This is a genomic window from Enterobacter sp. BNK-13, assembly GCF_048685015.1.
Lineage (GTDB): Bacteria > Pseudomonadota > Gammaproteobacteria > Enterobacterales > Enterobacteriaceae > Enterobacter > Enterobacter quasiroggenkampii.
Map to the genome: position 1 here is coordinate 3,314,905 of NZ_JBLQTP010000001.1, position 26,600 is coordinate 3,341,504.

Below are 26,600 nucleotides of genomic sequence, written 5' to 3' on the forward strand. Positions count from 1 at the left end.
CGATTCAGGCGAAATTCTCCTGCGCCACAGCAAAAAATTGAGAAAAATTCAGATCACGCTCAGCCCTTTACTCATGGGAAATTCAGCCGTTTCGCTTCCCTGAAAATTCACGTCATAAGCAAACCCAGGGTTGTCTCAGATTCTCAGTATGTTAGGGTTATGCCCGTTAACAATTTACCATGGTAATCATATCGACATAAACAAATAACAGGACACTCTCTATTGCATGGCAATTAAATTAGAAGTGAAAAATCTTTATAAAGTATTTGGCGAGCATCCGCAGCGCGCATTCAAATATATTGAGAAAGGCCTTTCGAAAGAGCAAATTCTGGAAAAAACCGGGCTATCGCTTGGCGTTAAAGACGCCAGTCTGGCCATTGAAGAAGGCGAGATTTTTGTCATCATGGGATTATCCGGTTCGGGTAAATCCACTATGGTTCGCCTTCTCAATCGCCTGATTGAACCCACCCGCGGACAGGTACTGATTGACGGCGTGGATATCGCCAGAATATCAGACGCCGAGCTTCGCGAGGTGCGCAGAAAGAAGATTGCGATGGTATTCCAGTCATTCGCGCTGATGCCGCACATGACGGTACTGGATAATACCGCCTTTGGCATGGAATTAGCCGGCACGCCTGCGCAGGAACGTCAGGAAAAAGCCCTTGATGCCCTGCGCCAGGTAGGGCTGGAAAATTATGCGCATGCGTACCCGGATGAACTTTCCGGCGGTATGCGTCAGCGCGTGGGATTAGCCCGCGCATTAGCCATTAATCCAGACATTTTATTAATGGACGAAGCTTTCTCCGCCCTCGATCCGTTAATTCGCACCGAGATGCAGGATGAGCTGGTAAAATTACAGGCGAAACATCAGCGAACCATTGTCTTTATTTCCCACGATTTGGATGAAGCCATGCGTATTGGCGACCGTATTGCCATTATGCAAAATGGTGAAGTGGTGCAGGTCGGCACGCCGGATGAAATACTGAATAATCCGGCGAATGATTATGTCCGCACCTTCTTCCGCGGCGTGGATATTAGCCAGGTCTTTAGCGCCAAAGATATTGCCCGTCGAACGCCAAACGGCATTATTCGTAAAACCCCAGGCTTCGGCCCGCGCTCGGCGCTTAAGCTGCTGCAGGACGAAGACCGTGAATACGGTTATCTGGTTGAACGCGGCAATAAATTTGTCGGCGTTGTCTCCATCGACTCTCTGAAAACCGCGCTCAGCGAAAACCAGGGGATCGATGCGGCGTTGATTGACGCTCCGCTTGCCGTGGACGCCGAAACGCCGCTCAGCGAGTTGCTCTCTCACGTAGGGCAGGCGCCGTGCGCCGTGCCGGTCGTGGGTGAGGAACAACAGTACGTCGGCATCATCTCAAAGCGGATGCTGCTGCAGGCTTTAGATCGCGAGGGGGCAAACAATGGCTGACCAAACTAACCCGTGGGGTACCACTGAAGCGGCGGATAACGCTGCACAATCCGCCGACGCGTGGGGTTCCACGCCAGCCCCCGCCGACGGCGGCGGCGCGGCAGACTGGCTGAACAGCGCCCCCGCGCCTGCGCCAGAACACTTCAACATCATGGACCCGTTCCATAAAACGCTGATCCCGCTGGACAGCTGGGTCACGGAGGGGATCGACTGGGTGGTGACGCACTTCCGCCCGGTGTTCCAGGGGATCCGCATCCCGGTGGATTACATCCTGAACGGCTTCCAGCAGCTGATGCTGGGCATGCCGGCACCGGTGGCGATTATCCTGTTCTCCCTGATCGCCTGGCAGTTTGGCAGCGCCGGCATGGGTGTCGCCACGCTGATTTCGCTGATTGCCATCGGCGCGATTGGGGCCTGGTCGCAGGCGATGATCACCCTGGCGCTGGTGCTGACCGCCCTGCTCTTCTGCGTTGTCATCGGCCTGCCGATGGGGATTTGGCTGGCGCGCAGCCCGCGGGCGGCGAAGATTATCCGTCCGCTACTGGATGCAATGCAGACCACCCCGGCCTTCGTCTATCTGGTGCCGATTGTGATGCTGTTCGGCATCGGCAACGTGCCGGGCGTGGTGGTCACCATTATCTTCGCCCTGCCGCCGATTATTCGTCTGACCATTCTCGGGATCAACCAGGTGCCTGCGGACCTGATCGAAGCGTCACGCTCGTTCGGTGCCAGCCCGCGCCAGATGCTGTTTAAGGTTCAGCTCCCGCTGGCCATGCCAACCATCATGGCGGGCGTTAACCAGACGCTGATGCTGGCTCTGTCGATGGTGGTGATTGCCTCGATGATCGCCGTTGGCGGTCTCGGTCAGATGGTACTGCGCGGCATTGGCCGTCTCGACATGGGGCTGGCCACCGTCGGCGGCGTCGGGATCGTGATCCTCGCCATTATTCTTGACCGCCTGACCCAGGCCGTCGGTCGCGATTCACGCAGTCGCGGCAACCGTCGCTGGTATTCCACCGGCCCTGTCGGGTTACTCACCCGCCCCTTTAGAAAATAAGGAACAACGATGCGACATAACGTCCTTTTTGCCACAGCGTTTGCCACCCTTGTCTCCACCAGCACGTTCGCGGCTGATCTGCCGGGCAAAGGCATTACCGTGCAGCCGGTGCAGAGCACCATTTCGGAAGAGAGCTTCCAGACCCTGATCGTCAGCCGCGCGCTGGAAAAACTCGGCTACACGGTTAACACGCCGAGCGAAGTGGATTACAACGTGGGCTATACCTCGATTGCCTCCGGTGACGCCACCTTCACCGCCGTGAACTGGCAGCCGCTGCACGATGACATGTATGCCGCCGCCGGTGGCGACAAGAAATTCTACCGTGAAGGCACCTTTGTCACCGGCGCGGCGCAGGGATATCTGATCGACAAGAAAACCGCCGACCAGTACCACATCACCAATATCGAACAGCTGAAGGATCCGAAGATCGCCAAACTGTTCGACACCAACGGTGACGGCAAGGCCGACATGATGGGCTGCTCGCCGGGCTGGGGCTGCGAAGCGGTGATTAACCACCAGAACAAGGCGTTCGATCTGGCGAAAACGGTCGACGTGAGCCACGGCAACTATTCTGCGATGATGGCCGACACCATTGCCCGCTTCAAAGAGGGTAAACCGGTGATTTACTACACCTGGACGCCATACTGGGTGAGCGACGTGCTGAAGCCGGGGAAAGACGTGGTGTGGCTGCAGGTACCGTTCTCCTCCCTGCCGGGCGAGCAGAAAGATATCGACACCAAACTGCCGAACGGCATGAACTACGGCTTCCCGGTGAACACCATGCATATCGTGGCGAACAAAGCCTGGGCCGAGAAAAACCCGGCCGCGGCGAAGCTGTTCTCGGTGATGAAGCTGCCGCTGGCGGACATCAACGCCCAGAACGCGATGATGCACGCGGGTAAATCGTCTGAGGCAGATGTCAAAGGCCACGTCGACGGCTGGATCAAAGCCCACCAGCAGCAGTTTGACGGCTGGGTGAAAGAGGCGCTTGAGGCGCAGAAGTAAAAAACAAAACCCTACCCCTCACCCTCTCCCCTGTACATCCCAAAGGGAAGAGGGTGAGGGCTAACCGCACAAACACACACACAACAATCCCCCAACATTCACAATCATTCGCTATTATGGTTTCCGGAAAAATAATCACTTAACTAACGATTCCTGAAACTAATGACAAAAACAGCTCAAGGGCTTAGCCCCGCACTCATTCTTTTAATGTCCGTGGCCACGGGTCTGGCCGTCGCCAGCAACTATTACGCGCAACCTCTTCTCGACACCATCACCCGCGCGTTTGACCTTTCCGCCAGTTCAGCAGGCTTTATTGTCACCGCAGCCCAGCTCGGTTATGCCGCCGGGCTGCTGTTCCTGGTGCCGCTCGGCGATATGTTTGAACGCCGAATGCTGATCGTCTCCATGACCCTGCTGGCCGCCGGTGGGATGCTGATCACCGCCAGCAGCCAGTCGCTGACGATGATGATTATCGGTACTGCGCTGACGGGGTTGTTCTCCGTGGTCGCGCAAATCCTGGTTCCGCTCGCAGCGACCCTCGCCTCCCCGGAAAAACGCGGCAAGGTGGTGGGCACCATCATGAGCGGCCTGCTGCTGGGGATTTTGCTGGCGCGTACCGTTGCCGGGCTGCTGGCAAGCCTCGGCGGCTGGCGCACCGTATACTGGGTGGCGAGCGTGCTGATGGTCGTCATGGCGCTGGCGCTGTGGCGCGGGCTGCCAAAAGTGAAGCAGGAAAATCACCTGAACTACCCGCAGCTGCTGGCCTCCGTTTTCAGCCTGTTCACCCAGGATAAGCTTCTGCGCACCCGAGCCCTGCTGGGCTGCTTCACCTTCGCCAACTTCAGCATTCTGTGGACGTCGATGGCGTTTCTGCTGGCCGCGCCGCCGTTCAATTATTCCGAAGGGGTGATTGGCCTGTTCGGTCTGGCCGGTGCCGCAGGCGCACTGGGCGCACGTCCCGCAGGCGGGCTGGCCGACAAGGGCAAATCCCATCTGACCACCTCCGCGGGGCTGGTATTACTCCTGCTCTCCTGGGCGGCAATCTGGTATGGGCACGTCTCGGTGCTGGCGCTGATCGTCGGTATTCTGGTGCTCGATCTCACCGTGCAGGGCGTTCACATCACCAATCAGACCGTCATCTATCGCGTGAAGCCAGAGGCGCGTAACCGCCTGACGGCCGGGTACATGACCAGCTACTTCATTGGCGGCGCGGCGGGCTCGCTCATTTCCGCCTCGGTGTGGCAGCATGCCGGCTGGTCAGGGGTATGTGCGATCGGCGCCATCGTCGCCACGCTTAACCTGCTAGTATGGTGGCACGGCTACCATCGTCAGGATGCAATTCATTAAGTTTTACATTGCGTTGGCCTCTTAGGGTGTTAAGAGGCCCTTCACTCTGTTAATGTAAACGTAATCATTTATCCCAGAAATTTTAATGTGGGTGACATATTTACAATCGGCATGAATAGTTCAGACCCCCGTCCTCACATCCTCTCTTCAGCGGGTTCACACCCTACGCTTTCTGTGCTCACCGGGTCACGGACTTACCCGGCGCTTTCTGATGGTGACATTAATTTGGCGGATATAACCGCACAAATAATTCATTTACATTATTTGTCACTATCGTTACTATATCGGCTGTAATTAATGAGGTTATGCCCAAATGGATAGTTCGTTTACGCCCATTGAACAAATGCTTAAATTCCGCGCCAGTCGCCATGAGGACTTCCCGTACCAGGAAATCCTGCTGACTCGCCTGTGCATGCACATGCAGGGTAAGCTACTGGAAAACCGTAATAAAATGCTGAAAGCTCAAGGGATTAACGAGACATTGTTTATGGCGTTGATCACGCTGGAGTCTCAGGAAAACCACAGCATTCAGCCTTCCGAGCTGAGCTGCGCGCTGGGCTCCTCCCGTACCAATGCGACCCGAATTGCCGATGAGCTCGAAAAGCGTGGCTGGATTGAGCGCCGTGAAAGCGACAACGATCGCCGCTGCCTGCATCTGCAACTGACCGATAAAGGTCACCAGTTCCTGCGCGAGGTGCTGCCACCTCAGCACAATTGCCTGCACAAACTCTGGTCCGCCCTCAGCACCGCCGAGCGTGACCAGCTTGAGCACATCACTCGCAAGCTGCTCACCCGTCTGGACCAGATGGATGAAGACGGCGCCGTTCTTGAGGCGCTGCGCTAACGCGACGACACGCTCACCATTCCAGATTCATAAGAAAACCGACAGGCCAGCACGTCACACTGCTGGCCTTTCTGACAACAGGTCGGCTCAGCCGATGTGAAAATAAGAAGATCGTGGAGAACAACAATGAGCGCAAATGCGGAGAGCACTACCCCGCAGCAACCGGCCAACAAGAAAGGCAAACGTAAGAGCGCCCTTCTTCTGTTGACCTTGCTCTTTATCATTATTGCCGTGGCATATGGGATCTATTGGTTTTTAGTACTGCGTCATGCTGAAGAGACTGACGACGCGTACGTGGCAGGGAACCAGGTACAAATTATGGCGCAGGTGTCGGGCAGCGTGACGAAAGTCTGGGCTGACAATACCGACTTTGTGCAAAAAGGCGATGTGTTGGTGACCCTCGATCCAACCGACGCCCAGCAGGCGTTTGAAAAAGCACAGACCGCGCTGGCCTCCAGCGTCCGTCAGACCCGCCAGCTGATGATCAACAGCAAGCAGCTGCAGGCCAACATCGACGTGCAGAAAACCGCACTCGCACAGGCGCAGAGCGACCTGAACCGCCGCGTGCCGCTCGGCACCGCCAACCTGATTGGCCGTGAAGAGCTGCAGCACGCCCGCGACGCCGTCGCCAGCGCTCAGGCACAGCTGGATGTGGCCATTCAACAGTACAACGCCAACCAGGCGATGGTGCTGGGCACCAGCCTGGAAAACCAGCCCGCCGTTCAGCAGGCGGCGACCGAAGTGCGCAACGCGTGGCTTGCCCTGCAGCGTACTAAAATCGTCAGCCCAATGACCGGCTATGTCTCCCGTCGTTCCGTCCAGCCAGGGGCGCAGATCAGCCCAACCACGCCGCTGATGGCGGTCGTACCGGCAGACAACCTGTGGGTCGACGCCAACTTTAAAGAGACGCAGCTTGCCCATATGCGTATCGGCCAGACCGCGACGGTTGTCAGCGACATCTATGGCGATGACGTGAAGTACACCGGGAAAGTGGTGGGTCTGGATATGGGGACCGGCAGCGCCTTCTCCCTGCTGCCTGCGCAGAACGCCACCGGTAACTGGATCAAAGTCGTACAGCGTCTGCCCGTGCGTATCGAACTGGATGCTAAGCAGCTGGCGGATCACCCGCTGCGTATCGGCCTGTCAACGCTGGTGACGGTTGACACCGCCAACCGCGACGGTCAGATCCTGGCAAGCCAGGTGCGTAGCAGCCCGGCTTATGAAAGTAACGCCCGTGAAATTAGCCTCGATCCGGTCAACAAGCTGATCGATGACATCGTGAAGGCAAACGCCGGTTAATCCGAAGGTGAGCGTTATGCAACAGCAAAAGCCGCAAAAACCGCTGGAAGGCGCGCAGCTGGTCATTATGACCATTGCGCTGTCGCTGGCGACATTCATGCAGGTGCTGGACTCCACCATCGCAAACGTGGCGATCCCAACCATCGCCGGTAACCTTGGCTCGTCGCTGAGCCAGGGGACCTGGGTCATTACCTCGTTTGGGGTGGCAAACGCCATCTCCATTCCGATCACCGGCTGGCTGGCAAAGCGCGTCGGTGAGGTGAAGCTGTTCCTCTGGTCCACGGTGGCGTTTGTACTGGCCTCGTGGGCGTGCGGCATGTCCAGCAGCCTGACGATGCTGATTTTCTTCCGCGTCCTTCAGGGGATTGTCGCGGGGCCGCTGATCCCGCTTTCCCAGAGTTTGCTGCTGAGCAACTACCCTCCCGCAAAACGTTCCGTCGCGCTGGCGCTCTGGTCGATGACCGTTATCGTCGCGCCTATCTGCGGACCGATTCTGGGCGGGTACATCAGCGATAACTACCACTGGGGCTGGATCTTCTTCATCAACGTACCGATTGGCGCTGTCGTGGTATTGATGACGCTGCAGTCGCTGCGAGGACGAGAGACGCGCACCGAACAACGGCGTATCGACAGCATCGGGCTGGCGCTGCTGATCCTGGGTATCGGCAGTCTGCAGATCATGCTCGACCGCGGTAAAGAGCTCGACTGGTTCAACTCGCAGGAAATTATCATCCTGACCATTGTCGCGGTGGTGTCGATCAGCTTCCTGATCGTCTGGGAGCTGACGGACGACAACCCGATAGTCGATCTCTCGCTGTTTAAGTCGCGAAACTTCACCATCGGCTGCCTGTGTATCAGCCTCGCCTATATGCTCTACTTCGGCGCGATTGTTCTGCTGCCGCAGCTGTTGCAGGAGGTGTATGGCTATACCGCCACCTGGGCAGGTCTGGCGTCGGCACCCGTTGGGGTGATCCCGGTCCTGCTGTCGCCGATAATTGGCCGCTTCGCCCATAAGCTCGACATGCGTCGGCTGGTGACGTTCAGCTTCATTATGTATGCGGTGTGCTTCTACTGGCGTGCGTATACCTTTGAGCCGGGAATGGACTTTGGCGCCTCGGCGTGGCCACAGTTCATTCAGGGCTTCGCGGTGGCGTGCTTCTTTATGCCGCTGACCACCATCACGCTCTCTGGCTTACCGCCCGAGCGTCTGGCGGCCGCATCGAGCCTGTCGAACTTCACCCGTACGCTGGCGGGCTCCATCGGTACGTCGATCACCACCACCCTGTGGACGAACCGCGAATCGATGCACCACGCACAGCTGACCGAAGCGGTGAACCCGTACAACCCGAATGCTCAGCAGATGTATAGCCAGCTTCAGGGGATGGGAATGACGGAGCAGCAGGCGTCCGGCTGGATTGCCCAGCAGATCACCAACCAGGGGCTGATTATCTCGGCCAACGAGATTTTCTGGATATCGGCAGGGATCTTTATCGTCCTGCTGGGGCTGGTGTGGTTTGCCAGACCGCCGTTTGGTGCCGGTGGCGGCGGTGGCGGCGCGCACTAGTCTTGTGCGCGGGTTGCTCGTTCTGTGCGACGGTTGCCCGGTGGCGCTACGCTTACCGGGCCTACGAACGTAGGCCGGATAAGGCGTAGCCGCCATCCGGCAAAAAACCGCACCGTGTCCAGAACGCGACAGCCATTGTCAGTTCCGATAAAGCAGCGCGCCTGAAATCGATTCACGATAGTGAAAAGACAACAGGAGCGCATCATGCTGAACACACCCGCCGACAAGTACCAACCCTATCCCACCCTTTCCCTGCCCGACCGTCGCTGGCCGGAACAACGCATCACCCGCGCGCCGCGCTGGCTCTCGACCGACCTGCGCGACGGCAACCAGGCCCTTGCCGAGCCGATGGACAGCGCCCGCAAGCTGCAGTTCTGGGCACTGCTGCTGGACTGCGGATTCAAAGAGATCGAGGTTGCCTTTCCTTCCGCCTCACAGACGGATTTCAACTTTGTTCGCCAGCTGATTGAAGAGAAACGCATCCCGGATGACGTGACGATTCAGGCGCTCACTCAGGCACGGGAAGATCTCATCCATCGCACTTTTGAATCCCTGCGCGGCGCGAAGCAGGCTACCGTGCATCTGTATAACGCCACCGCTCCGCTGTTCCGCCGCCTGGTCTTCGGCATGGAGAAAGCGCAAATCGTTGAGCTGGCGACGCGCTCGACGCGACTTATTCGCCAGCTGTGTGAGGAAAATCCCGACACCCGCTGGCAGTATGAATACTCTCCGGAAACCTTCTGCTTTACCGAGCCGGAGTTTGCGCTGGAGATTTGTGAAGCCGTGGCGGAAATCTGGCAGCCGTGCGACGAGCGGCCTATGGTGATCAACTTACCTGCCACCGTCGAAGTGAGCACGCCGAACGTCTATGCCGACCAGATCGAGTATTTCTGTCGCTACTTCAGCCGCCGCCGCGATGTCTGCATCAGCGTGCATCCACATAACGACCGCGGTACCGGCGTCGCCTGCGCGGAGCTGGCGGTAATGGCGGGGGCTGACCGCGTGGAGGGCTGTCTGTTTGGTAACGGGGAACGTACGGGCAACGTCTGCCTGGTGACGCTGGCAATGAACCTCTACAGCCAGGGGGTTAGCCCGAATCTGGACTTTAGCGATATGAACCGGGTGGTGGAAGTGGTGGAAACCTGCAATCAGCTGCCGGTTCACCCGCGCCATCCGTGGGCAGGACGGCTGGCCTATACCGCCTTCTCCGGTTCGCACCAGGACGCGATTAAAAAAGGCTTTGATGCCCGCAGGCCAGGCGATCGCTGGGAGATGCCTTACCTGCCCGTCGATCCCCAGGATATCGGCTGCACCTACGAAGCGGTGATCCGCGTAAACAGCCAGTCAGGAAAAAGCGGCAGCGCGTGGCTGATTGAGCAAAACCATGGGCTGAAACTGCCCCGCGCCCTGCAGCAGGATTTCAGCCAGCACGTGCAGCAGGAAACCGATCGTCACGGAAAAGAGATGACGCAAAATGCGCTGTGGCAGCTGTTCCGCACCCGCTACGGCCTGGTGGCAACGCCGCACTATGCGCTGCAATCCTACCGCAGCGACAGCCAGCAGGACGGCCAGCTGCGTTTGACGGCCAGCGTCGTCACACAGGGAGGAACGCGCCAGCTGGAAGGTCAGGGCAACGGTCTGCTCTCCGCCGCCGCTCACGGCCTGAGCCGCTGGGTCAACGCCCCGTTCGTGATTAAGGATTATCACGAGCATACGTTAGGTGAACGCAGCGACAGCCGCTCGGTGGCCTACATCCGCTGTCTGTTCCAGGACGGCAGCAGCCGCTGGGGCGTGGGCATTGATAGCGACGTGGCGCGCGCGTCGCTTCAGGCGCTCTTTAACGCCGTCAGTCGTTCTTAAAGTAATCGCTGGGAGAGACCCCCATCACCCGACGGAACATGGCCGTAAAGGCGCTATGGCTGCCGTACCCCAGATCCAGCGCCACGCGTAATACCGGCTGGCCCTGCGCCAGCCGCACTAAGGCTTCCAGCAGGCGCGCCCTTCTCAACCACTCTCCGTAGCTTAATCCCGTCTGCTGCTGAAAATGGCGGTTCAGCGTGCGCTCGCTCATGTTCATCATGCTCGCAGCCTGCGCGCTGCTCCAGCTTTCACCCGGGTGTTGCCGGATTTGCAGACACAGGCGACGTAGCGCCTTACTTTCCGGCTCCGGCAGGTGAAACGGCAGCACCGGCATAGTGCGGATTTCATCGAGAATGAGCTCATAGACGCGCTCATCCCGGCTTCCGGGTAAGTACGATTCAGGTAAAGCAAGGCAGACGAGGATCAGCTCGCGCAGCAGCGGCGTGATCTGCACGATCTGGCAGGTGGCCGGGAGATCGGCCCGCGCCAGCGGATCGATAAACAGCGTTCGCGCCGCCACGTTGCCGGTAATGCGCAAGGAATGCTGCGTGCCCGCAGGCAGCCAGACGCCGCGACCAGGAGGAACAACCCAACAGCCTGATGCGGTCTCCACCCGTACCACGCCGCTCAGGGTGTGCAGCAGCTGCGCGCAGTCGTGCTTGTGCCAGGGTTCGCTGTCACCATGAACGTAATCATGGGCAAACGGAACGAGGGGACGGTGGGTAAAGGAGAAGGTTAAGGTTGTGGTCAAAGGAGGCACCAACACAATGTAGGCCCGGTAAGCGAAGCGCCACCGGGCATCCACAGGCACAATACTAGATGTGCAGTTCCTGCAGTTTTTCTTTCGGCAGGGCCAGCTCTTCGTTGCTGTTCACGCGCACATCACGCTCGATGATATGACGCGCGATCTCCTGCGCTTCTTCCAGAGAGTGCATCTGGTAGGTACCGCACTGGTAAACGTTCAGCTCAGGGATCTGGTTCTGCTCTTTCACCTTCAGCACGTCCTGCATGGCCGCTTTCCAGGCATCTGCCACACGTTTCTCTTCAGGCTGACCAATCAGGCTCATGTAGAAACCGGTACGGCAGCCCATCGGAGAGATATCGATGATCTCAACGCCGTTGCCGTTCAGGTGGTCACGCATGAAGCCAGCGAACAGGTGTTCCAGCGTATGAATGCCTTTCTCCGGCATCACTTCTTTGTTTGGCACGCAGAAACGCAGATCGAAGACGGTGATCGTGTCGCCGTGCGGGGTGTGCATGGTCTTCGCCACGCGGACTGCAGGTGCTTCCATACGGGTATGGTCGACAGTAAAGCTATCTAATAACGGCATACGTCACCTCCGATAGTGATTTTTTTTAAAATAAACTGAACTCTTCTACAGAATGCGCGTCTGAGTATATGAAAGACGCGCATTTGTTATCATCATCCCTGAATTCAGAGATGTATATTTTGGCCACAGCGATGTGGCCTTTTTCTTTTCTGCTTAAGCCTGCTTCGCCAGAAATGCCTCAAACGACTCGGTATCCGCCGCTTCAACCTCTTTCTGACGCACAACGGACGCATCGCGTTCCGCTACAAAATCCGCTTCGCTCAGCACTTCTAACGGCTCCTGGATCAGCATCTCACGGTACTCCGCCGAGAGTGAACGCCCCGTACCACCAATGCCCTGATCAATCATAGAACGCAGAATGCGCGCTGAGAACGTCAGTTCCGGATTATCAAAACATTCCACCAGCTGGTCGCAGATCAGTTGATACGCCTCTCCGCCGTCGATGCTGTCCATTGTCCGGGCAACACGCTTCAGATCGCGGAACAGATCTTTGCCGACTGTGGTCAGCGGGAACTGTGCCGTTTCACAGCCGATACCCAGCGTCAGACCCGGTTTACGCCCTTCCAGAATCACGCGGTTCCAGTTTGTACGGGTGCAGAACAATTCGTCTGAACTCATTTCCGGCGCATCCGCCAGCACGCACCAGACCATAAACAGATCCAGGAAGCGAATCTGCTGTTCATCAACGCCAATCGGTGAGAACGGGTTGATATCCAGCGAGCGCACTTCAATGTATTCAATTCCGCCGCGCTGCAGCGCATCCGACGGGGTTTCGCCGCTGCGCGTTACGCGCTTAGGACGAATAGGCGCATACAGCTCGTTTTCAATCTGCAGCACATTGCTGTTGATTTGCAGGCGCTTGCCGTCTTTTTCGAGGCCGATTTTCTCGTACTCTTCCGACGGGGTTTTGATCGCCCGCTTCAATCCTGCCACATATTCGTGCAATTCGTTAAACGTAATACCGAGATTGCTTTGCGATTTATTGGTATAACCGAGATCGCTCAGGCGCAGAGAGGTGGCGTACGGGAGATAGTACATTCCGCAGTCGGTCTTCTCGAACGGCAGCGTGGTCGGTTTCCCCTGCAGGAACGAAGAACAGATCGCCGGGGAGGCACCAAACAGATACGGGATCACCCAGCCGAAACGGTAGTAGTTGCGGATCAGGCGGAAGTAGCCTTCAGAAATCGTGTCTTTATCCGTTTCACCACATTTCGCCTGCCAGAAAGCCATCGGCAACGAGAAGTTGTAGTGCACGCCAGAGATGGTCTGCATCAACGCGCCGTAGCGGTTTTTCAGCCCCTCACGGTAGAGCGTTTTCAGCCGACCGATATTTGACGTGCCGTACTGTGCCAGCTCAATTTCCTGGCCCTGCTCGATATAGCACGGCATGCTGAGGGGCCACATGCGCTCGTCGCCCAGGTTGCGCGCGGTGTAGCGATGAATATCGCGCATGATCGTCAGCATATGATCAATATCACCCTCTACTGGGGTGATGAACTCCAGCAGCGCTTCAGCGAAATCGGTTGTGATCCATTTATGTGTCAGCGCCGAGCCTAACGCCTTCGGGTGACCCGTTGTCGCTAAACTGCCGTCCGCGTTAACGCGCAGCGTTTCACGCTCGAGACCACGCTGAATACCCTTCAATGCCTGAGGGTGGTTTTCCAGCCAGGCCAGCGCCTGAGATACGTCCGGGATCAAATTGACCTCCCGCCTGTCAAAGTAATGTTACTCAGCATAATTGTAATGGTTGACGATTGAAGGTCGCGTATTCATTCCACCAATTAGTGCCACCACGTCATACCCTGCAGCGTTGCCCATGCCACGAGGACATAACGCAACGCCTTGCCAAGGCACAAAAAAAAGAGCACCGGTCCCCAGGAGATGCGCATCCATCCCGCCAGCAGACACAGTAAATCGCCTATTACAGGCATCCAGCTTAATAACAGCGTGGCAGCGCCATAGCGTTTTAGCCAGCCGACTGCCTTTTCCTGCCAGCGCGATTTTTCACGCAGCGGAAAGAAACGCCCAAGAATAACGTTAGTCAGCCCTCCAAGGCTATTACCCATTGTTGCTATTACTACAAGCAGCCAGGGCTGACTCACGCCGGACAACAGCATCGCCACCAGCACCACTTCCGAATTGCCCGGTAACAGCGTGGCGCTGAGAAAACTGCTGGCGAATAATGAGGCAAGTGACAGCGCGTCACTCACAGTAAGTGCACATCCACCGCATCCATTCCAGCATCACGCGCGGCCTGGATGCCGAAATCGGCGTCTTCAAACACGACGCATTTTGCCGCCGGGACGCCCATTAATTCTGCGCAGAGCAGGAAGGTGTCCGGTGCGGGCTTGTGATGTTTAACATGATCGGCGGCAACCACGGCAGAGAAATAGTGGCGCAGGCCAAGATGATTGAGTAATGCCTCTGCAATCGCGCTTTCGCTGCCCGTCCCCACCGACATCGGGCGACGCCCGTGCCACTCTTTTACCACATCAATCAGCGGCAAAGGACGTACGGTATCCAAAAGCATGGCTTTTACCGCATCGGTTTTTTCGCGTGCGAGCAGGTGCGGGTCGAGATCGGCCTGATTCAGTTCAATCACGGCCTGTGCAATACGCCAGGTTGGGGAGCCGTTGAGGGCGATCATCGCCTGAAGGTCGAAACGCATACCGTAGCGGCCCAGGACGTCGGTCCAGGCTTGACGATGCGTGGGTTCGGTATCCAGAAGGGTACCATCCATATCGAAGATCAAACCGTCATACTGTGCGTACATCGTGCTCTCGCTAACCGATTAACAAAGCATTACTTTATCGTAAATGGTGGTTTTTGTCGCTGACAGAGAGTGTGATTGCTGACGGAACGTCGAAGGAATAAACAAAGAAGGAGAAGATGGTGCATCCGGGAGGATTCGAACCTCCGACCGCTCGGTTCGTAGCCGAGTACTCTATCCAGCTGAGCTACGGATGCATCGGGAAATGCTTTTAGAAACAGTAATGGTGCATCCGGGAGGATTCGAACCTCCGACCGCTCGGTTCGTAGCCGAGTACTCTATCCAGCTGAGCTACGGATGCATCAGGGTACTGCTTTCAGAAATAGTAAATGGTGCATCCGGGAGGATTCGAACCTCCGACCGCTCGGTTCGTAGCCGAGTACTCTATCCAGCTGAGCTACGGATGCATCGGGATTTACTACTGTACTGCTCGATATTCATATCACTTCTAAAGCAATATGAAGTAATAGATGGTGCATCCGGGAGGATTCGAACCTCCGACCGCTCGGTTCGTAGCCGAGTACTCTATCCAGCTGAGCTACGGATGCAAAATGGCGGTGAGGCGGGGATTCGAACCCCGGATGCAGCTTTTGACCGCATACTCCCTTAGCAGGGGAGCGCCTTCAGCCTCTCGGCCACCTCACCACACAACGCCTCTTTCGAGTGCTTCGAGCAACTCGTTAAGAGCTTCTCGTCGCTGCGTGGCGCATATATTACTTTCTGGGACTTATAAGTCAAACAATTTTCCAAAAGCTTTTATCGTTTGCACAAATCACACGCAATTCGCATGTAAAAGCCGCAAAGAGGGTGTTTTATAAGCGGATTTTGCAGGCATCTTCACAGAAAACTGATGCAGAAAGGACAGTGTTGGGACGAGATAAGGGTAGCGGAGTGGTTAAAAAGAGAGCGATTGAAATTAAACGGTAACTTTGAGCAGGAAAAATAGCGGGAGGGTTGCGTCTCGCCCGACAGCGAGACGCGACAATATCAGTAACTGGACTGCTGGGATTTTTCAGCCTGGATACGCTGGTAGATCTCTTCACGGTGGACAGATACTTCTTTAGGAGCGTTAACACCAATACGTACCTGGTTACCCTTTACCCCTAAAACTGTCACGGTGACCTCATCCCCAATCATGAGGGTCTCACCAACTCGACGAGTCAGAATCAGCATTCTTTGCTCCTTGAAAGATTAAAAGAGTCGGGTCTCTTGTATCCCGGCATTATCCATCATATAACGCCAAAAAGTAAGCGATGACAAACACGTAAAGTGTAAGCAGTCACGGCATCACATTCTGTTAAACGTAAGTTTAGCCGATATACACAAACTCAACCTGACTTTATCGTTATCGATAGCACAGTGAACAAGACGCCATAACGTTACCGCTATGGCGTCTGCTTGTGCTTTGTAGTTATTACAGTTTCGCGCTTACCCAGCTTTCAACGCTGGCTAATGCCGCAGGAAGTGCCGCCGCATCCGTACCACCGGCTTGCGCCATGTCCGGACGACCGCCACCCTTGCCGCCCACCTGCTGAGCGACCATACCAATCAGTTCCCCTGCTTTTACGCGGTCAGTCACATCCTTAGAGACGCCCGCAATCAGAGAAACCTTACCTTCTGCCACTGTCGCCAGCACGATAACGGTCGAACCAAGCTGGTTCTTGAGATCGTCGACCATAGTACGCAGCATCTTAGGCTCAACGCCCGCCAGATCGCTGACCAGCAGTTTGACGCCCTTAATGTCTACAGCCTTGCTGGAGAGGTTTGCACTCTCCTGCGCAGCAGCCTGCTCTTTCAGCTGCTGCAGCTCTTTTTCCAGCTGACGCGTGCGATCCAGCGCAACGCGCACTTTCTCGCCCAGGTTCTGGCTATCGCCTTTCAGCAGCTGCGCGATGTCGTGCAGTTGATCGCTCTGCGCATGCAGGCTGGCAATCGCACCTTCACCGGTCACCGCTTCAATACGACGCACACCTGCCGCCGTTCCCGACTCGGAAACAATGCGGAACAGGCCGATATCACCGGTGCGCGAGGCGTGCGTACCGCCGCACAGCTCGGTAGAGAAGTCGCCCATGCTCAGCACGCGAACGCGCTCGTCGTATTTCTCGCCAAACAGCGCCATCGCACCTTTTTTCTTCGCGTCCTCGAGATCCATGATATGGGTCTCGATTGGCAGGTTACGACGGATCTGCGCGTTCACCAGATCTTCCACCGCACGGATTTCAGACGGCTTCATCGCTTCAAAATGCGAGAAGTCGAAGCGCAGCACTTTGTCGTTAACCAGAGAACCTTTCTGTGCAACATGGGTACCGAGTACGTCGCGCAGGGCAGCGTGCATCAGGTGGGTTGCCGAGTGGTTCAGACGAATGCGCGCGCGGCGAGCTTCATCAACGTTCGCCTGGACGCCCTCGCCCACTTTCAGAGAACCGGAAACCAGTTTGCCCTGGTGACCAATCGCCTGACCGTATTTTTGGGTGTCGGTGACGCTGAAGCTAAAGCCATTGCCTTTCAGCTCGCCTTTATCGCCAACCTGACCGCCGGATTCGGCGTAGAACGGCGTTTTGTCCAGAATGACAACCGCATCCTGACCCGCGCTGATGCTGTCCACGGCTTTACCATCAACAAACAGAGCGGTCACTTTGCCGGTCAGTTCCAGCGCCTCATAGCCTTTGAATTCTGACGCGCTGTCAACGCGGATCATCGCGTTGTAGTCTGCGCCGAAGCCGCTGGACTCGCGCGCACGACGGCGCTGCTCTTCCATCGCGGCTTCGAAGCCCGCTTCGTCAACTTTGATGTTACGCTCACGGCAAACGTCCGCCGTCAGGTCAACCGGGAAGCCGTAGGTGTCGTACAGGCGGAAAGCAGTTTCGCCATCCAGCGTGTCGCCCTTAAGCTTCGCCAGCTCTTCGTCCAGCAGCGCCAGACCACGCTCCAGCGTACGGGCAAACTGCTCTTCTTCGGTTTTCAGAACCTGCTCAACCTGCGCCTGCTGGCGTTTCAGCTCGTCACCGGCTGACCCCATCACGCCAATCAGTGGCCCAACGAGTTTATAGAAGAAGGTGTCCTTCGCGCCCAGCATGTTGCCGTGACGGATAGCTCGACGAATGATACGACGCAGCACGTAGCCACGGTTTTCATTCGACGGGATAACGCCGTCGGCAATCAGGAACGCGCAGGAACGAATGTGGTCCGCGATAACGCGCAGCGATTTGTTGTTCAGATCGGTCGCGCCGGTCACTTCGGCAACGGCTTTGATCAGGGTGCTGAACAGGTCAATCTCATAGTTGGAGTTAACGTGCTGCAGTACCGCGGCAATACGCTCCAGACCCATACCGGTATCAACGGACGGCTTCGGCAGCGGCTCCATCGTACCGTCGGCCTGACGGTTAAACTGCATGAAGACGATGTTCCAGATCTCAATGTAGCGATCGCCGTCTTCTTCCGGGCTGCCAGGAGGGCCGCCCCAGATGTGGTCGCCGTGATCGTAGAAGATCTCGGTGCACGGACCGCAAGGACCGGTGTCACCCATCTGCCAGAAGTTGTCGGACGCGTAAGGCGCGCCTTTGTTATCGCCGATGCGAATAATACGCTCGCGCGGGATCCCGACTTCTTTTTCCCAGATTTCGTAGGCTTCGTCATCGGTTTCATAGACGGTAACCCACAGACGCTCTTTCGGCAGGTTGAACCAGTTTTCACCGGTCAGCAGTTCCCACGCATATTGAATAGCATCGTGTTTAAAGTAGTCGCCGAAGCTGAAGTTACCCAGCATTTCGAAGAAGGTGTGGTGACGCGCGGTGTAACCGACGTTTTCCAGGTCGTTGTGTTTACCGCCCGCACGCACGCAACGCTGTGAGGTTGTGGCGCGGGAATAATTACGCTTGTCGAGACCAAGGAACACATCCTTGAACTGGTTCATCCCGGCGTTGGTAAACAGCAGAGTCGGATCGTTGTTCGGTACCAGGGAGCTGCTGGCAACAACCTGGTGTCCCTTACTATGGAAAAAATCGAGAAACGCCTGACGGATCTCAGCGGTGCTCTTGCTCATAATTATCCTGAAATCAAGCTAACGAAATGTCGTAGCCAGCCTGTATCGGTAAACCGTTGGACAGACCAGCTACTGGAAAAAGTGGGAATAAGATAAGTTTTCTTTGGTGGGAAGTAAAATCCCGCATGCGTTCAATCGGCAAAATTACGCCAGATATCCTGAATATCTTCCATCAGAAAGCCGCGGTAGAGCAAAAAGCGCTGGATTTTGACTTTTTCTGAAAATTCACGCGGCAGCGGTTCGCCGTACTTACGAATAGCCTGCTCTTTTGCCAGCTCGCACCAGTCAATGTCGCATTCGCGCATCGCTTTTTCGATGGACTCCCGGGCCACCCCTTTCTGGTTTAGCTCCTGCCGGATGCGCGCGGGCCCGTACCCCTTGCGGCCACGGCTGGCGAGAAACCGCGAGGCAAAACGCTCGTCATCAAGATAGCGATGCTCATAGCACCATGCGATGACGCGGTCATAATCTTCCGCGGTGGCATCAATCTCTTCCGGGCCGTTTTTACTCATCACCGGTGCCGACAGTTTTCGCCGCAGCTCCTGTTCACTGTGGTCACGAACGGCCAGGATGCGCACCGCGCGATCCAGTAGGCGTGCATACGCGGGTCGACGTGTTGTCGGTTCACTCATAAAAAAACCTGCTGATTCAGAAATGCAAAAAGGGCCGCATCAGCAGCCCTTCATTGTTAAACGAAAGAATTAAAAGTCTTCGTTAGTTTCTTCAGCATCCGCGCTATCAACCGCGAAATCTGGCGTGGAGTCCTGGTTGTTCAGCAGCAGCTCACGCACTTTCTTCTCGATCTCTTTCGCCGCAGCCGGGTTCTCTTTCAGCCAGGAGATGGCATTCGCTTTACCCTGACCAATCTTGTCACCGTTGTAGCTATACCAGGCGCCCGCTTTTTCAATCAGCTTCTCTTTCACGCCCAGGTCAACCAGCTCACCGAAGAAGTTAATACCTTCGCCGTAGAGGATTTGGAACTCAGCCTGCTTGAACGGCGCAGCGATTTTGTTCTTCACAACCTTGACGCGGGTTTCGCTACCGACGACGTTCTCACCCTCTTTCACCGCGCCAATACGGCGGATATCCAGACGGACAGAAGCGTAGAATTTCAGGGCGTTACCCCCGGTCGTAGTTTCCGGGTTACCGAACATCACGCCGATTTTCATACGGATCTGGTTGATGAAGATCAGCAGCGTGTTGGACTGCTTCAGGTTACCCGCCAGCTTACGCATCGCCTGGCTCATCATACGTGCCGCGAGGCCCATGTGAGAGTCGCCGATTTCACCTTCGATTTCCGCTTTTGGCGTCAGTGCAGCAACGGAGTCGACCACGATAACGTCAACGGCACCAGAACGCGCCAGCGCGTCACAAATTTCCAGCGCCTGCTCACCGGTGTCCGGCTGAGAACACAGCAGGTTGTCGATATCGACGCCCAGCTTACGGGCATACACAGGGTCCAGCGCGTGCTCGGCATCGATAAACGCACAGGTTTTACCTTCGCGCTGTGCTGCGGCAATGACCTGCAGCGTCAGGGTGGTTTTACCGGAGGACTCTGGCCCGTAGATCTCTACGATACGGCCCATAGGCAGACCGCCAGCGCCCAGCGCGATATCCAGAGAAAGCGAACCGGTGGAGATGGTTTCCACATCCATGGAACGGTCTTCACCCAGGCGCATGATGGAGCCTTTACCGAATTGCTTTTCGATCTGGCCCAGTGCTGCCGCCAACGCTTTCTGTTTGTTTTCGTCGATAGCCATTATTACTCCTGTCATGCCGGGAGAAGCGACTGTGCTTCACCGTGGATTTCTGTTCTGATGGTGCAATTATACTGTATGGTCATACAGTATCAAGTGTTTTGTAGAAATTGTTGCCAGAGCGTTTTTAACGCATAAACGGTTGCCTGACGACGCACGCTTTCGCGATCGCCGCTAAAGCACTCCCGGCGGGTGATCCCTTCACCTTTCGCGGTGGCAAAACCAAACCAGACGGTACCGACAGGCTTCACGTCGCTGCCGCCGTCCGGCCCCGCGATGCCGCTAATGGAAATGGCGAAATCTGCACGCGCCGCTTTGAGCGCGCCAATCGCCATCTCGATGACCACCGGTTCGCTGACCGCGCCGTGCTGTTCCAGCGTGGATTCGCGCACACCAATCATCTGTGCTTTAGCTTCGTTACTGTAGGTCACAAATCCGCGTTCAAACCAGGCGGAACTGCCGGCAATATCGGTAATCGCTTTCGCCACCCAGCCGCCGGTGCAGGACTCAGCGGTGGTAAGGGTCGCCCCACGTTGCTTAAGCGCAAGGCCAACTATCTCGCTAAGCTGCATCAATTCATGGTCAGTCATTCTCGCTCCAGGCATCAGAAAAACGTGCTGCACAAGATAGCACTTTCTCGTCAGATGTGGGGACGCGCTTCGGGTTTTACGAGGGAGCTTCAGAAAAAAGCCGGTGCGGGCGCACCGGCCGTGGAAAAGTTATTTCATGCTGTTGGCGAGCGTATTCACATTGTGGCGAAACGCCTTAACGTAGGTGTCTGCCACCCCGCCTTTGGCCGACAGCGCTTCGGGGTAAAGCTCGCCCCCCGGCTGCGCGCCCGTCGCCGACGCAATCTGCTTCACCAGACGCGGATCGAGCTGATTTTCCATAAACCAGGTTTTTACGCCGTCAGCTTTGATCTGATTGATAATCTCAGCAACCTGCGCCGCGCTGGCCTCGCTCTCGGAGGACAGTCCCTGCGGCGCCATAAACCTCACGCCGTAGGCACGGCTGAAATAGCCGAACGCGTCATGGCTGGTCAACACGTTACGCTTCGCCTGCGGGATCTGGCTAAAGCGCGTTTTGGCCCAGCTATCCAGCTGGTTAAGCTGCGTGATATAGGGTTTACCGGAGGCTTCCAGCGCGGCTTTGTCCTGCGGATCGGCTTTCACCAGCCCGTTCAGAATATTTTGTGCATATAACGCCCCGTTCGCCGCGCTGTTCCAGGCGTGCGGATCGGTCACGGTCTTTCCATCTTCCTCAAGCATGTGGGTTTTCACCCCGGTTGAGGCGACGACCAGCTGTCCTTTGAACCCGGAGGCCTTCACCAGACGGTCAAGCCAGCCCTCCAGCCCCAGGCCGTTTACCACCACCACATCGGCCTTGCTCAGCGCCGCGCTGTCTTTCGGCGACGGCTCGAAGGTATGCGGATCGCCATCCGGCCCCACCAGCGTCGTCACCTTCACGTGATCGCCGCCCACCTCCTGGGTGATATCCCCCAGTATCGAAAAGCTGGTGACCACATTCAGCGTTTTCGCCATCACGCCGTGCGACATCATCCCCAGCGCGAGCGCCACTGCTAATCCTGTACGTTTCATCGTTTCCCCTTGCGTTAAAAATACGCCCGCAGACTGCCAGCGAGCCTGCTTCGCGTACCCAATAAAATGGAAATAAAGAACAGCGCGCTGGCGGTGAGCACGATGGATGGCCCGGCCGGAAGACTCATCGCCCAGGAGAGGCTCAGCCCCAGCCATGCGCAGAAAATACCGCTGATGCCCGCCATCAGGAGTAACGCCGGTAGCGTGCGTACCCAGCAGCGAGCCGCCACAGCCGGCAGCATCATCAGACCAACGGCCATCAGCGTGCCGAGCACCTGAAAACCGGCCACCAGGTTAAGGACCAGCAGCGCCAGAAACAGTCCGTGCAGCAGGCCGGGCAGCCAGCGGGCGTTCACCTGTAGCCAGGCGGTGTCAAACGCTTCGGTAACCAGCCCGCGATAGAACATCGCCAGCACGATGAGAGTGAACATGCACACGCCTGTGACAAACAGCGCGGCGTCGTTGTCCACGGCGAGGATGGAGCCAAACAGCAAATGCAGCAGATCGACATTCGACCCACGAAGCGATACCAGCGTGACCCCCAGGGCCAGTGAGCCGAGATAAAACCCGGCAAAGCTGGCATCTTCCTTAAGCGGCGTGCGGCGACTGACCAGACCGGCCAGCAGCGCCACGGTAATGCCCGCGATAAAACCGCCGATACTCATCGCCAGCAGCGACATGCCGCTGAGCAAGTATCCCACGGCGACGCCCGGTAAAATGGCGTGCGAAAGGGCATCGCCCATCAGGCTCATTCTGCGCAGTTGAAGAAACACGCCAAGCGCGGTGGTGCTGACCGAGAGCGCCAGGCAAACCACCAGCGCGCGACGCATAAAGCCATACTCGATAAACGGCTGAAAAAAGAGATGCCAGATCATGCCACCCTCACCCGCTCGGTTTTCCATTGAGGAACGTCAGCATCCAGCCGTAACGTCTGCGGGAAGTGGCGCGACACGCGCTCGCTGTCGTGCAGTACCGCGAGCAGCGTTTGCCCCTGCATATACATCTCCAGCATCACATCCATCAGCACGTTGCAGGTGGCCTCATCGACCCCGGTAAAGGGCTCATCCAGCATCACCAGCGGCGCCTGCTGCACCAGGACGCGGGCGAACAGCATGCGCTGGAACTGGCCGCCGGAGAGCTCATCGATGGTGGATAACGCCATGGATTCCAGCCCGACGCGCTCAAGCGCGCTGGCAATGCGCAGCCGCGTTTCGCGGCGAAACCCGGAAAACAGCGAAATGCCCGGCCAGCAGCCCATGCTTACCACGTCCCGTACGGTTAGCGGAAACTGCGCCTCCAGCGCGTGGCGCTGTGCCAGCCAGCCAATCACCGGGGGCTTTCCCTGCCAGCGAAAACTGCCGCTTACGGGCGGGATAAACCCGGCGAGCGTTTTCAGTAAGGTAGATTTCCCGCAGCCGTTAGCGCCGACAATCGCGGTCATACTTCCACGCGCAATCGTGCCCGAGAGGGGTCGCGTCACGGGCTGGCGTTCATAACCCGCGACCAGTTCATTCATCACAATCATGGCAACGCCACCGCCCAGCGCACGGCCAGCCCGAGAAAGACAATAAGCACCAGCGCCAGCAAAAGCCGAACCGGAGCAGACAGAGAAAAAAGGGACGTTGACATCTCGACACCATATTAAATGTTATAACATAACAATAATGAAAGGTGGCTAAGATGTAAATGGCAGGTTTGAATAGGGAGTGTGGCGAAATGTTTCTGCAAAACGCCCTCTCCCGTGGGAGAGGGCATCAGGCCGCACCGTGTGCGCAGCCATGCCGGGTGGCGGCGTTGCCTTACCCGGCCTACCCGTCGGGGTAACTTACTGACTAAACGGTGACGCCGCCGGCACGCGGGCCTGCGATACCGCTAGCCCCAGCTGCCATACGGCCATCGCATAGTGGGTGCTGTGGTTATAGCGGGTGATGGTGTAGAAGTTCGGCAGTCCGTACCAGTACTGATAGCCCGTTCCGACATCCAGACGCAGCAGGCTCGCCTGCTGTGCATTGCCCAGCGGCTGCGTTGGCGTTAAGCCTGCCGCGGTCAGCTGCGAAATGCTGTAGTTAGTTTTGAAGCCGTTTTCCAACCCCGGCGCCTGGCCGTTCGCCTGCACCGCCACCTGGCCGCCCGGCACCCAGCCGTGCGCCTTGAAGTAGTTCGCCACGCTGCCGATGGCATCCACCGGATCCCACAGGTTGATATGGCCATCGCCGTTAAAGTCGACGGCATACTGTTTATAGGACGACGGCATAAACTGGCCGTAGCCCATCGCGCCGGCAAACGACCCTTTCAGATCGAGCGGATCGTCCTGTTCGTTACGCGCCATCAGCAGGAAGGTTTCCAGCTCGGAAGAGAAATACTCCGCGCGGCGCGGGTAGTTAAAGGAGAGCGTCGCCAGCGCGTCCAGGATGCGGGTTTTGCCCATCACGCGGCCCCAGCGGGTTTCCACACCGATAATCCCGACGATGATTTCAGGCGGTACGCCGTACACCTGCCACGCGCGGTTGAGCGCCTCTTCATACTGATTCCAGAACGCCACGCCGTTTTGCACGTTGTCCGGGGTAATGAACTGTTTGCGATAGCGCAGCCACGCTCCGTTTGGCCCGCTCGGCACCTGGGCCGTCGGCGCCTGTCTGTCCATCAGGCGCAGCACGTAGTCCAGACGCTTGGCCTGAGACAAAATTTCGTGCAGCTGCTGTCTGTCAAAGCCGTGTTTGCTCACCATTTTATCGATGAACTGCTCGGCCGCCGGGTTATTCGCGAAGTCGCCGCCCATCTGCATCATATTGTGCTGCGGCTCCAGCAGGAATCCTCCGGAAGGCGCGCCCGCCGTTTGCTGAACGGCTTCGGTCTTAGGTTTGCTACTACAGGCAGACAGCAGAATAAGCGCAGGCAACAGCGCTGCATAACGACGCTTGAACATGAGACATCCATTTAACGGGTTCGATAAGAACCCAGTATGGTAAAGCATCCGCAACACCTCAAGGAAGCGGTACGCACCTCCCCAACGCAAATCCGTGCTTTTTTCCCCCGAAAATCATTCACCACGTCAATTAACTTTCAAAATAATACATTTTTCTTTCATTGTGAGATCTAACTAACACTTTAAAACCTTTCAAAGTGATTATTATTAACCGCAGATAGACAAAAACAAACGCTCTACAGGAGAGAAGAATGATAGAAACCATCACCCACGGCGCCGAGTGGTTCATCGGGCTGTTTCAGAAAGGCGGAGAAGTGTTCACCGGCATGGTGACCGGGATCCTGCCCCTGCTGATCAGCCTGCTGGTTATCATGAACGCGCTGATTAACTTTATCGGGCAGCAGCGTATTGAACGCTTCGCCCAGCGCTGCGCCGGAAACCCGCTGTCCCGCTACCTGATACTGCCCTTTATCGGCACCTTCGTATTCTGCAACCCGATGACCTTAAGCCTCGGCCGCTTTATGCCTGAGAAGTACAAGCCGAGCTATTACGCCGCCGCCTCCTACAGCTGCCATTCGATGAATGGCCTGTTCCCGCACATCAACCCCGGCGAGCTATTCGTTTATCTCGGGATCGCCAGCGGCCTTACCACGCTTGGCCTGCCGCTGGGCCCGCTGGCGGTGAGCTACCTGCTGGTCGGTCTGGTCACCAACTTCTTCCGCGGCTGGGTGACCGACCTCACCACCGCTATTTTCGAGAAAAAAATGGGCATCCAGCTTGAACAGAAGGTCCATCTTTCAGGAGCCACAGCATGAACCGGATCCGCATTGAGAAAGGCACGGGCGGCTGGGGCGGCCCGCTGGAGTTCGACGCCACCGAAGGCAAAAAGATTGTTTACATCACCGCGGGTACCCGCCCGGCGATCGTCGACAGGCTGCGCGAGCTGACGGGCTGGGAAGCGGTCGACGGCTTCAAGGAAGGAGAACCACCGGAGGCGGAAATCGGCGTGGCGGTGATCGACTGCGGCGGCACGCTGCGCTGCGGCATCTATCCGAAGCGCCGCATTCCGACGGTAAATATTCACTCCACCGGGAAATCCGGCCCGCTGGCGCAGTACATCCTCGAAGACATTTATGTCTCGGGCGTCAAGGAAGACAACATCACCCTGGTGAAGGGGACGTCTGCACCGCAAAAAGCGGCTCCGCGCGAGTACGACACCAGCAAGAAAATTACCGAGCAGAGCGATGGCCTGCTGGCGAAAGTCGGGATGGGCATGGGTTCCGCCGTGGCGGTGCTGTTCCAGTCCGGGCGCGACACCATCGACACGGTGCTGAAGACCATTCTGCCATTTATGGCGTTCGTCTCGGCGCTGATCGGCATCATCATGGCCTCCGGCCTGGGCGACTGGATTGCACATGGCCTTGCCCCGCTCGCCAGCCACCCGCTTGGGCTGGTGACGCTGGCGCTGATCTGCTCCTTCCCGCTGCTGTCGCCGTTCCTCGGCCCGGGCGCGGTGATTGCTCAGGTCATCGGCGTGCTGATTGGCGTGCAGATTGGTCTGGGGAACATTCCCCCGCACCTCGCCCTGCCCGCCCTGTTTGCCATTAACGCCCAGGCGGCGTGCGACTTTATCCCTGTGGGGCTGTCGCTGGCCGAAGCGCGCCAGGACACCGTGCGCGTGGGCGTGCCGTCCGTGCTGGTCAGCCGCTTCCTGACGGGCGCGCCGACGGTGCTGATTGCCTGGTTTGTTTCCGGCTTTATTTATCAATAA

Annotated in this window: 24 protein-coding genes and 5 tRNA genes; 10 read left to right on the top strand and 19 right to left on the bottom strand. The window is 57.1% G+C overall.

Going from position 1 to position 26,600, the window contains the following annotated elements:
• Window positions 1–226: 226 nt before the first annotated feature.
• From proV to leuA, 8 genes are all read left to right on the top strand, one after another.
• The gene (gene proV, locus ACMGGQ_RS15955) at window positions 227–1,429 is read left to right on the top strand and encodes a glycine betaine/L-proline ABC transporter ATP-binding protein ProV (protein ID WP_008502574.1); all 1,203 of its coding nucleotides are present in this window, start codon (window positions 227–229) and stop codon (window positions 1,427–1,429) included.
• Window positions 1,422–2,486, top strand: a complete 1,065-nt coding sequence (gene proW, locus ACMGGQ_RS15960; RefSeq protein ID WP_248222190.1) for a glycine betaine/L-proline ABC transporter permease ProW — start codon at window positions 1,422–1,424, stop codon at window positions 2,484–2,486. Before proV ends, proW begins: the two co-directional genes overlap by 8 nt.
• Before the next feature lie 9 nt (window positions 2,487–2,495).
• Window positions 2,496–3,491, top strand: coding sequence for a glycine betaine/L-proline ABC transporter substrate-binding protein ProX (proX, locus tag ACMGGQ_RS15965; RefSeq protein WP_048029249.1), 996 nt, complete (start codon window positions 2,496–2,498; stop codon window positions 3,489–3,491).
• 162 nt (window positions 3,492–3,653) lie between these two features.
• Window positions 3,654–4,838, top strand: a complete 1,185-nt coding sequence (locus tag ACMGGQ_RS15970) for an MFS transporter (protein ID WP_420290267.1) — start codon at window positions 3,654–3,656, stop codon at window positions 4,836–4,838.
• Between the two features lie 313 nt (window positions 4,839–5,151).
• A complete protein-coding gene (gene mprA / locus ACMGGQ_RS15975) occupies window positions 5,152–5,682 on the top strand; it encodes a transcriptional repressor MprA (RefSeq protein WP_023308933.1) in 531 nt (176 codons plus the stop codon).
• Between the two features lie 126 nt (window positions 5,683–5,808).
• Window positions 5,809–6,981, top strand: a complete 1,173-nt coding sequence (emrA, locus tag ACMGGQ_RS15980; RefSeq protein WP_045909303.1) for a multidrug efflux MFS transporter periplasmic adaptor subunit EmrA — start codon at window positions 5,809–5,811, stop codon at window positions 6,979–6,981.
• 16 nt (window positions 6,982–6,997) lie between these two features.
• A complete protein-coding gene (emrB, locus tag ACMGGQ_RS15985) occupies window positions 6,998–8,545 on the top strand; it encodes a multidrug efflux MFS transporter permease subunit EmrB (protein WP_420290268.1) in 1,548 nt (515 codons plus the stop codon).
• 204 nt (window positions 8,546–8,749) lie between these two features.
• A complete protein-coding gene (gene leuA / locus ACMGGQ_RS15990) occupies window positions 8,750–10,405 on the top strand; it encodes a 2-isopropylmalate synthase (RefSeq protein ID WP_420290269.1) in 1,656 nt (551 codons plus the stop codon).
• Here leuA and ACMGGQ_RS15995 read toward each other — a convergent pair.
• The 19 genes from ACMGGQ_RS15995 to mltB form a co-directional block, all read right to left on the bottom strand.
• A complete protein-coding gene (locus ACMGGQ_RS15995; RefSeq protein WP_420290270.1) occupies window positions 10,392–11,156 on the bottom strand; it encodes an AraC family transcriptional regulator in 765 nt (254 codons plus the stop codon). The genes leuA and ACMGGQ_RS15995 overlap by 14 nt on opposite strands.
• A gap of 64 nt (window positions 11,157–11,220) precedes the next feature.
• On the bottom strand, window positions 11,221–11,736 hold the full coding sequence (gene luxS, locus ACMGGQ_RS16000) for an S-ribosylhomocysteine lyase (RefSeq protein WP_014833019.1): 516 nt from the start codon (window positions 11,734–11,736) through the stop codon (window positions 11,221–11,223).
• Between the two features lie 153 nt (window positions 11,737–11,889).
• Complete coding sequence (gshA, locus tag ACMGGQ_RS16005) at window positions 11,890–13,434, bottom strand: glutamate--cysteine ligase (protein ID WP_420290271.1); 1,545 nt, start codon at window positions 13,432–13,434, stop codon at window positions 11,890–11,892.
• Between the two features lie 83 nt (window positions 13,435–13,517).
• Window positions 13,518–13,946 carry a YqaA family protein gene (locus tag ACMGGQ_RS16010; protein WP_021241956.1) on the bottom strand — a complete coding sequence of 143 codons (429 nt, stop codon included), beginning with the start codon at window positions 13,944–13,946 and terminating at the stop codon, window positions 13,518–13,520.
• Window positions 13,943–14,509, bottom strand: a complete 567-nt coding sequence (gene yqaB / locus ACMGGQ_RS16015) for a fructose-1-phosphate/6-phosphogluconate phosphatase (RefSeq protein WP_420290272.1) — start codon at window positions 14,507–14,509, stop codon at window positions 13,943–13,945. Before yqaB ends, ACMGGQ_RS16010 begins: the two co-directional genes overlap by 4 nt.
• 117 nt (window positions 14,510–14,626) lie before the next feature.
• Window positions 14,627–14,703: transfer RNA gene (locus ACMGGQ_RS16020), tRNA-Arg, on the bottom strand.
• A gap of 27 nt (window positions 14,704–14,730) precedes the next feature.
• Window positions 14,731–14,807, bottom strand: a tRNA-Arg gene (locus ACMGGQ_RS16025).
• A 29-nt stretch (window positions 14,808–14,836) separates the two neighbouring features.
• Window positions 14,837–14,913, bottom strand: a tRNA-Arg gene (locus ACMGGQ_RS16030).
• A gap of 64 nt (window positions 14,914–14,977) precedes the next feature.
• A tRNA-Arg gene (locus tag ACMGGQ_RS16035) sits at window positions 14,978–15,054 on the bottom strand.
• A 4-nt stretch (window positions 15,055–15,058) separates the two neighbouring features.
• Window positions 15,059–15,151, bottom strand: a tRNA-Ser gene (locus ACMGGQ_RS16040).
• 342 nt (window positions 15,152–15,493) lie between these two features.
• Entirely contained in the window at window positions 15,494–15,679 is a 186-nt protein-coding gene (gene csrA / locus ACMGGQ_RS16045) for a carbon storage regulator CsrA (RefSeq protein ID WP_000906486.1), read from the bottom strand.
• 241 nt (window positions 15,680–15,920) lie between these two features.
• Complete coding sequence (alaS, locus tag ACMGGQ_RS16050) at window positions 15,921–18,548, bottom strand: alanine--tRNA ligase (protein ID WP_262778889.1); 2,628 nt, start codon at window positions 18,546–18,548, stop codon at window positions 15,921–15,923.
• Between the two features lie 131 nt (window positions 18,549–18,679).
• Complete coding sequence (gene recX, locus ACMGGQ_RS16055) at window positions 18,680–19,180, bottom strand: recombination regulator RecX (protein WP_032640869.1); 501 nt, start codon at window positions 19,178–19,180, stop codon at window positions 18,680–18,682.
• Window positions 19,181–19,249: 69 nt separating this feature from the next.
• Window positions 19,250–20,308, bottom strand: coding sequence for a recombinase RecA (recA, locus tag ACMGGQ_RS16060; RefSeq protein ID WP_024907698.1), 1,059 nt, complete (start codon window positions 20,306–20,308; stop codon window positions 19,250–19,252).
• Between the two features lie 89 nt (window positions 20,309–20,397).
• Window positions 20,398–20,895 (bottom strand): nicotinamide-nucleotide amidase, encoded by a 498-nt coding sequence (pncC, locus tag ACMGGQ_RS16065; protein WP_045908520.1) that lies wholly within the window; start codon window positions 20,893–20,895, stop codon window positions 20,398–20,400.
• A 129-nt stretch (window positions 20,896–21,024) separates the two neighbouring features.
• A complete protein-coding gene (locus tag ACMGGQ_RS16070; protein ID WP_420290273.1) occupies window positions 21,025–21,903 on the bottom strand; it encodes a metal ABC transporter substrate-binding protein in 879 nt (292 codons plus the stop codon).
• Window positions 21,904–21,917: 14 nt separating this feature from the next.
• The gene (locus tag ACMGGQ_RS16075) at window positions 21,918–22,778 is read right to left on the bottom strand and encodes a metal ABC transporter permease (protein WP_024907701.1); all 861 of its coding nucleotides are present in this window, start codon (window positions 22,776–22,778) and stop codon (window positions 21,918–21,920) included.
• Complete coding sequence (locus ACMGGQ_RS16080) at window positions 22,775–23,428, bottom strand: metal ABC transporter ATP-binding protein (protein ID WP_420290274.1); 654 nt, start codon at window positions 23,426–23,428, stop codon at window positions 22,775–22,777. The genes ACMGGQ_RS16075 and ACMGGQ_RS16080 overlap by 4 nt, the downstream gene beginning before the upstream one ends.
• 300 nt (window positions 23,429–23,728) lie before the next feature.
• Window positions 23,729–24,829, bottom strand: coding sequence for a lytic murein transglycosylase B (mltB, locus tag ACMGGQ_RS16085; RefSeq protein WP_045908517.1), 1,101 nt, complete (start codon window positions 24,827–24,829; stop codon window positions 23,729–23,731).
• A gap of 251 nt (window positions 24,830–25,080) precedes the next feature.
• Between mltB and srlA the strand changes: the two genes are divergently transcribed.
• Window positions 25,081–25,644 (top strand): PTS glucitol/sorbitol transporter subunit IIC, encoded by a 564-nt coding sequence (gene srlA / locus ACMGGQ_RS16090; protein ID WP_003862164.1) that lies wholly within the window; start codon window positions 25,081–25,083, stop codon window positions 25,642–25,644.
• Window positions 25,641–26,600: a PTS glucitol/sorbitol transporter subunit IIB gene (gene srlE / locus ACMGGQ_RS16095; protein WP_039025237.1), complete on the top strand. Its 960-nt coding sequence runs from the start codon at window positions 25,641–25,643 to the stop codon at window positions 26,598–26,600. The genes srlA and srlE overlap by 4 nt, the downstream gene beginning before the upstream one ends.

What these genes read in the sequence shown, in the direction of transcription:
- ACMGGQ_RS16075 (WP_024907701.1), bottom strand. Translation starts at nt 22,778, where the DNA reads ATGATCTGGCATCTCTTTTTTCAGCCGTTTATCGAGTATGGCTTTATG.
- mltB (WP_045908517.1), bottom strand. Translation starts at nt 24,829, where the DNA reads ATGTTCAAGCGTCGTTATGCAGCGCTGTTGCCTGCGCTTATTCTGCTG.
- proX (WP_048029249.1), top strand. Translation starts at nt 2,496, where the DNA reads ATGCGACATAACGTCCTTTTTGCCACAGCGTTTGCCACCCTTGTCTCC.
- mprA (WP_023308933.1), top strand. Translation starts at nt 5,152, where the DNA reads ATGGATAGTTCGTTTACGCCCATTGAACAAATGCTTAAATTCCGCGCC.
- recA (WP_024907698.1), bottom strand. Translation starts at nt 20,308, where the DNA reads ATGGCTATCGACGAAAACAAACAGAAAGCGTTGGCGGCAGCACTGGGC.
- recX (WP_032640869.1), bottom strand. Translation starts at nt 19,180, where the DNA reads ATGAGTGAACCGACAACACGTCGACCCGCGTATGCACGCCTACTGGAT.
- pncC (WP_045908520.1), bottom strand. Translation starts at nt 20,895, where the DNA reads ATGACTGACCATGAATTGATGCAGCTTAGCGAGATAGTTGGCCTTGCG.
- proV (WP_008502574.1), top strand. Translation starts at nt 227, where the DNA reads ATGGCAATTAAATTAGAAGTGAAAAATCTTTATAAAGTATTTGGCGAG.
- alaS (WP_262778889.1), bottom strand. Translation starts at nt 18,548, where the DNA reads ATGAGCAAGAGCACCGCTGAGATCCGTCAGGCGTTTCTCGATTTTTTC.
- luxS (WP_014833019.1), bottom strand. Translation starts at nt 11,736, where the DNA reads ATGCCGTTATTAGATAGCTTTACTGTCGACCATACCCGTATGGAAGCA.
- csrA (WP_000906486.1), bottom strand. Translation starts at nt 15,679, where the DNA reads ATGCTGATTCTGACTCGTCGAGTTGGTGAGACCCTCATGATTGGGGAT.
- ACMGGQ_RS16080 (WP_420290274.1), bottom strand. Translation starts at nt 23,428, where the DNA reads ATGATTGTGATGAATGAACTGGTCGCGGGTTATGAACGCCAGCCCGTG.
- leuA (WP_420290269.1), top strand. Translation starts at nt 8,750, where the DNA reads ATGCTGAACACACCCGCCGACAAGTACCAACCCTATCCCACCCTTTCC.
- emrA (WP_045909303.1), top strand. Translation starts at nt 5,809, where the DNA reads ATGAGCGCAAATGCGGAGAGCACTACCCCGCAGCAACCGGCCAACAAG.
- yqaB (WP_420290272.1), bottom strand. Translation starts at nt 14,509, where the DNA reads ATGTACGCACAGTATGACGGTTTGATCTTCGATATGGATGGTACCCTT.
- srlE (WP_039025237.1), top strand. Translation starts at nt 25,641, where the DNA reads ATGAACCGGATCCGCATTGAGAAAGGCACGGGCGGCTGGGGCGGCCCG.
- proW (WP_248222190.1), top strand. Translation starts at nt 1,422, where the DNA reads ATGGCTGACCAAACTAACCCGTGGGGTACCACTGAAGCGGCGGATAAC.
- srlA (WP_003862164.1), top strand. Translation starts at nt 25,081, where the DNA reads ATGATAGAAACCATCACCCACGGCGCCGAGTGGTTCATCGGGCTGTTT.
- ACMGGQ_RS15970 (WP_420290267.1), top strand. Translation starts at nt 3,654, where the DNA reads ATGACAAAAACAGCTCAAGGGCTTAGCCCCGCACTCATTCTTTTAATG.
- ACMGGQ_RS16070 (WP_420290273.1), bottom strand. Translation starts at nt 21,903, where the DNA reads ATGAAACGTACAGGATTAGCAGTGGCGCTCGCGCTGGGGATGATGTCG.
- emrB (WP_420290268.1), top strand. Translation starts at nt 6,998, where the DNA reads ATGCAACAGCAAAAGCCGCAAAAACCGCTGGAAGGCGCGCAGCTGGTC.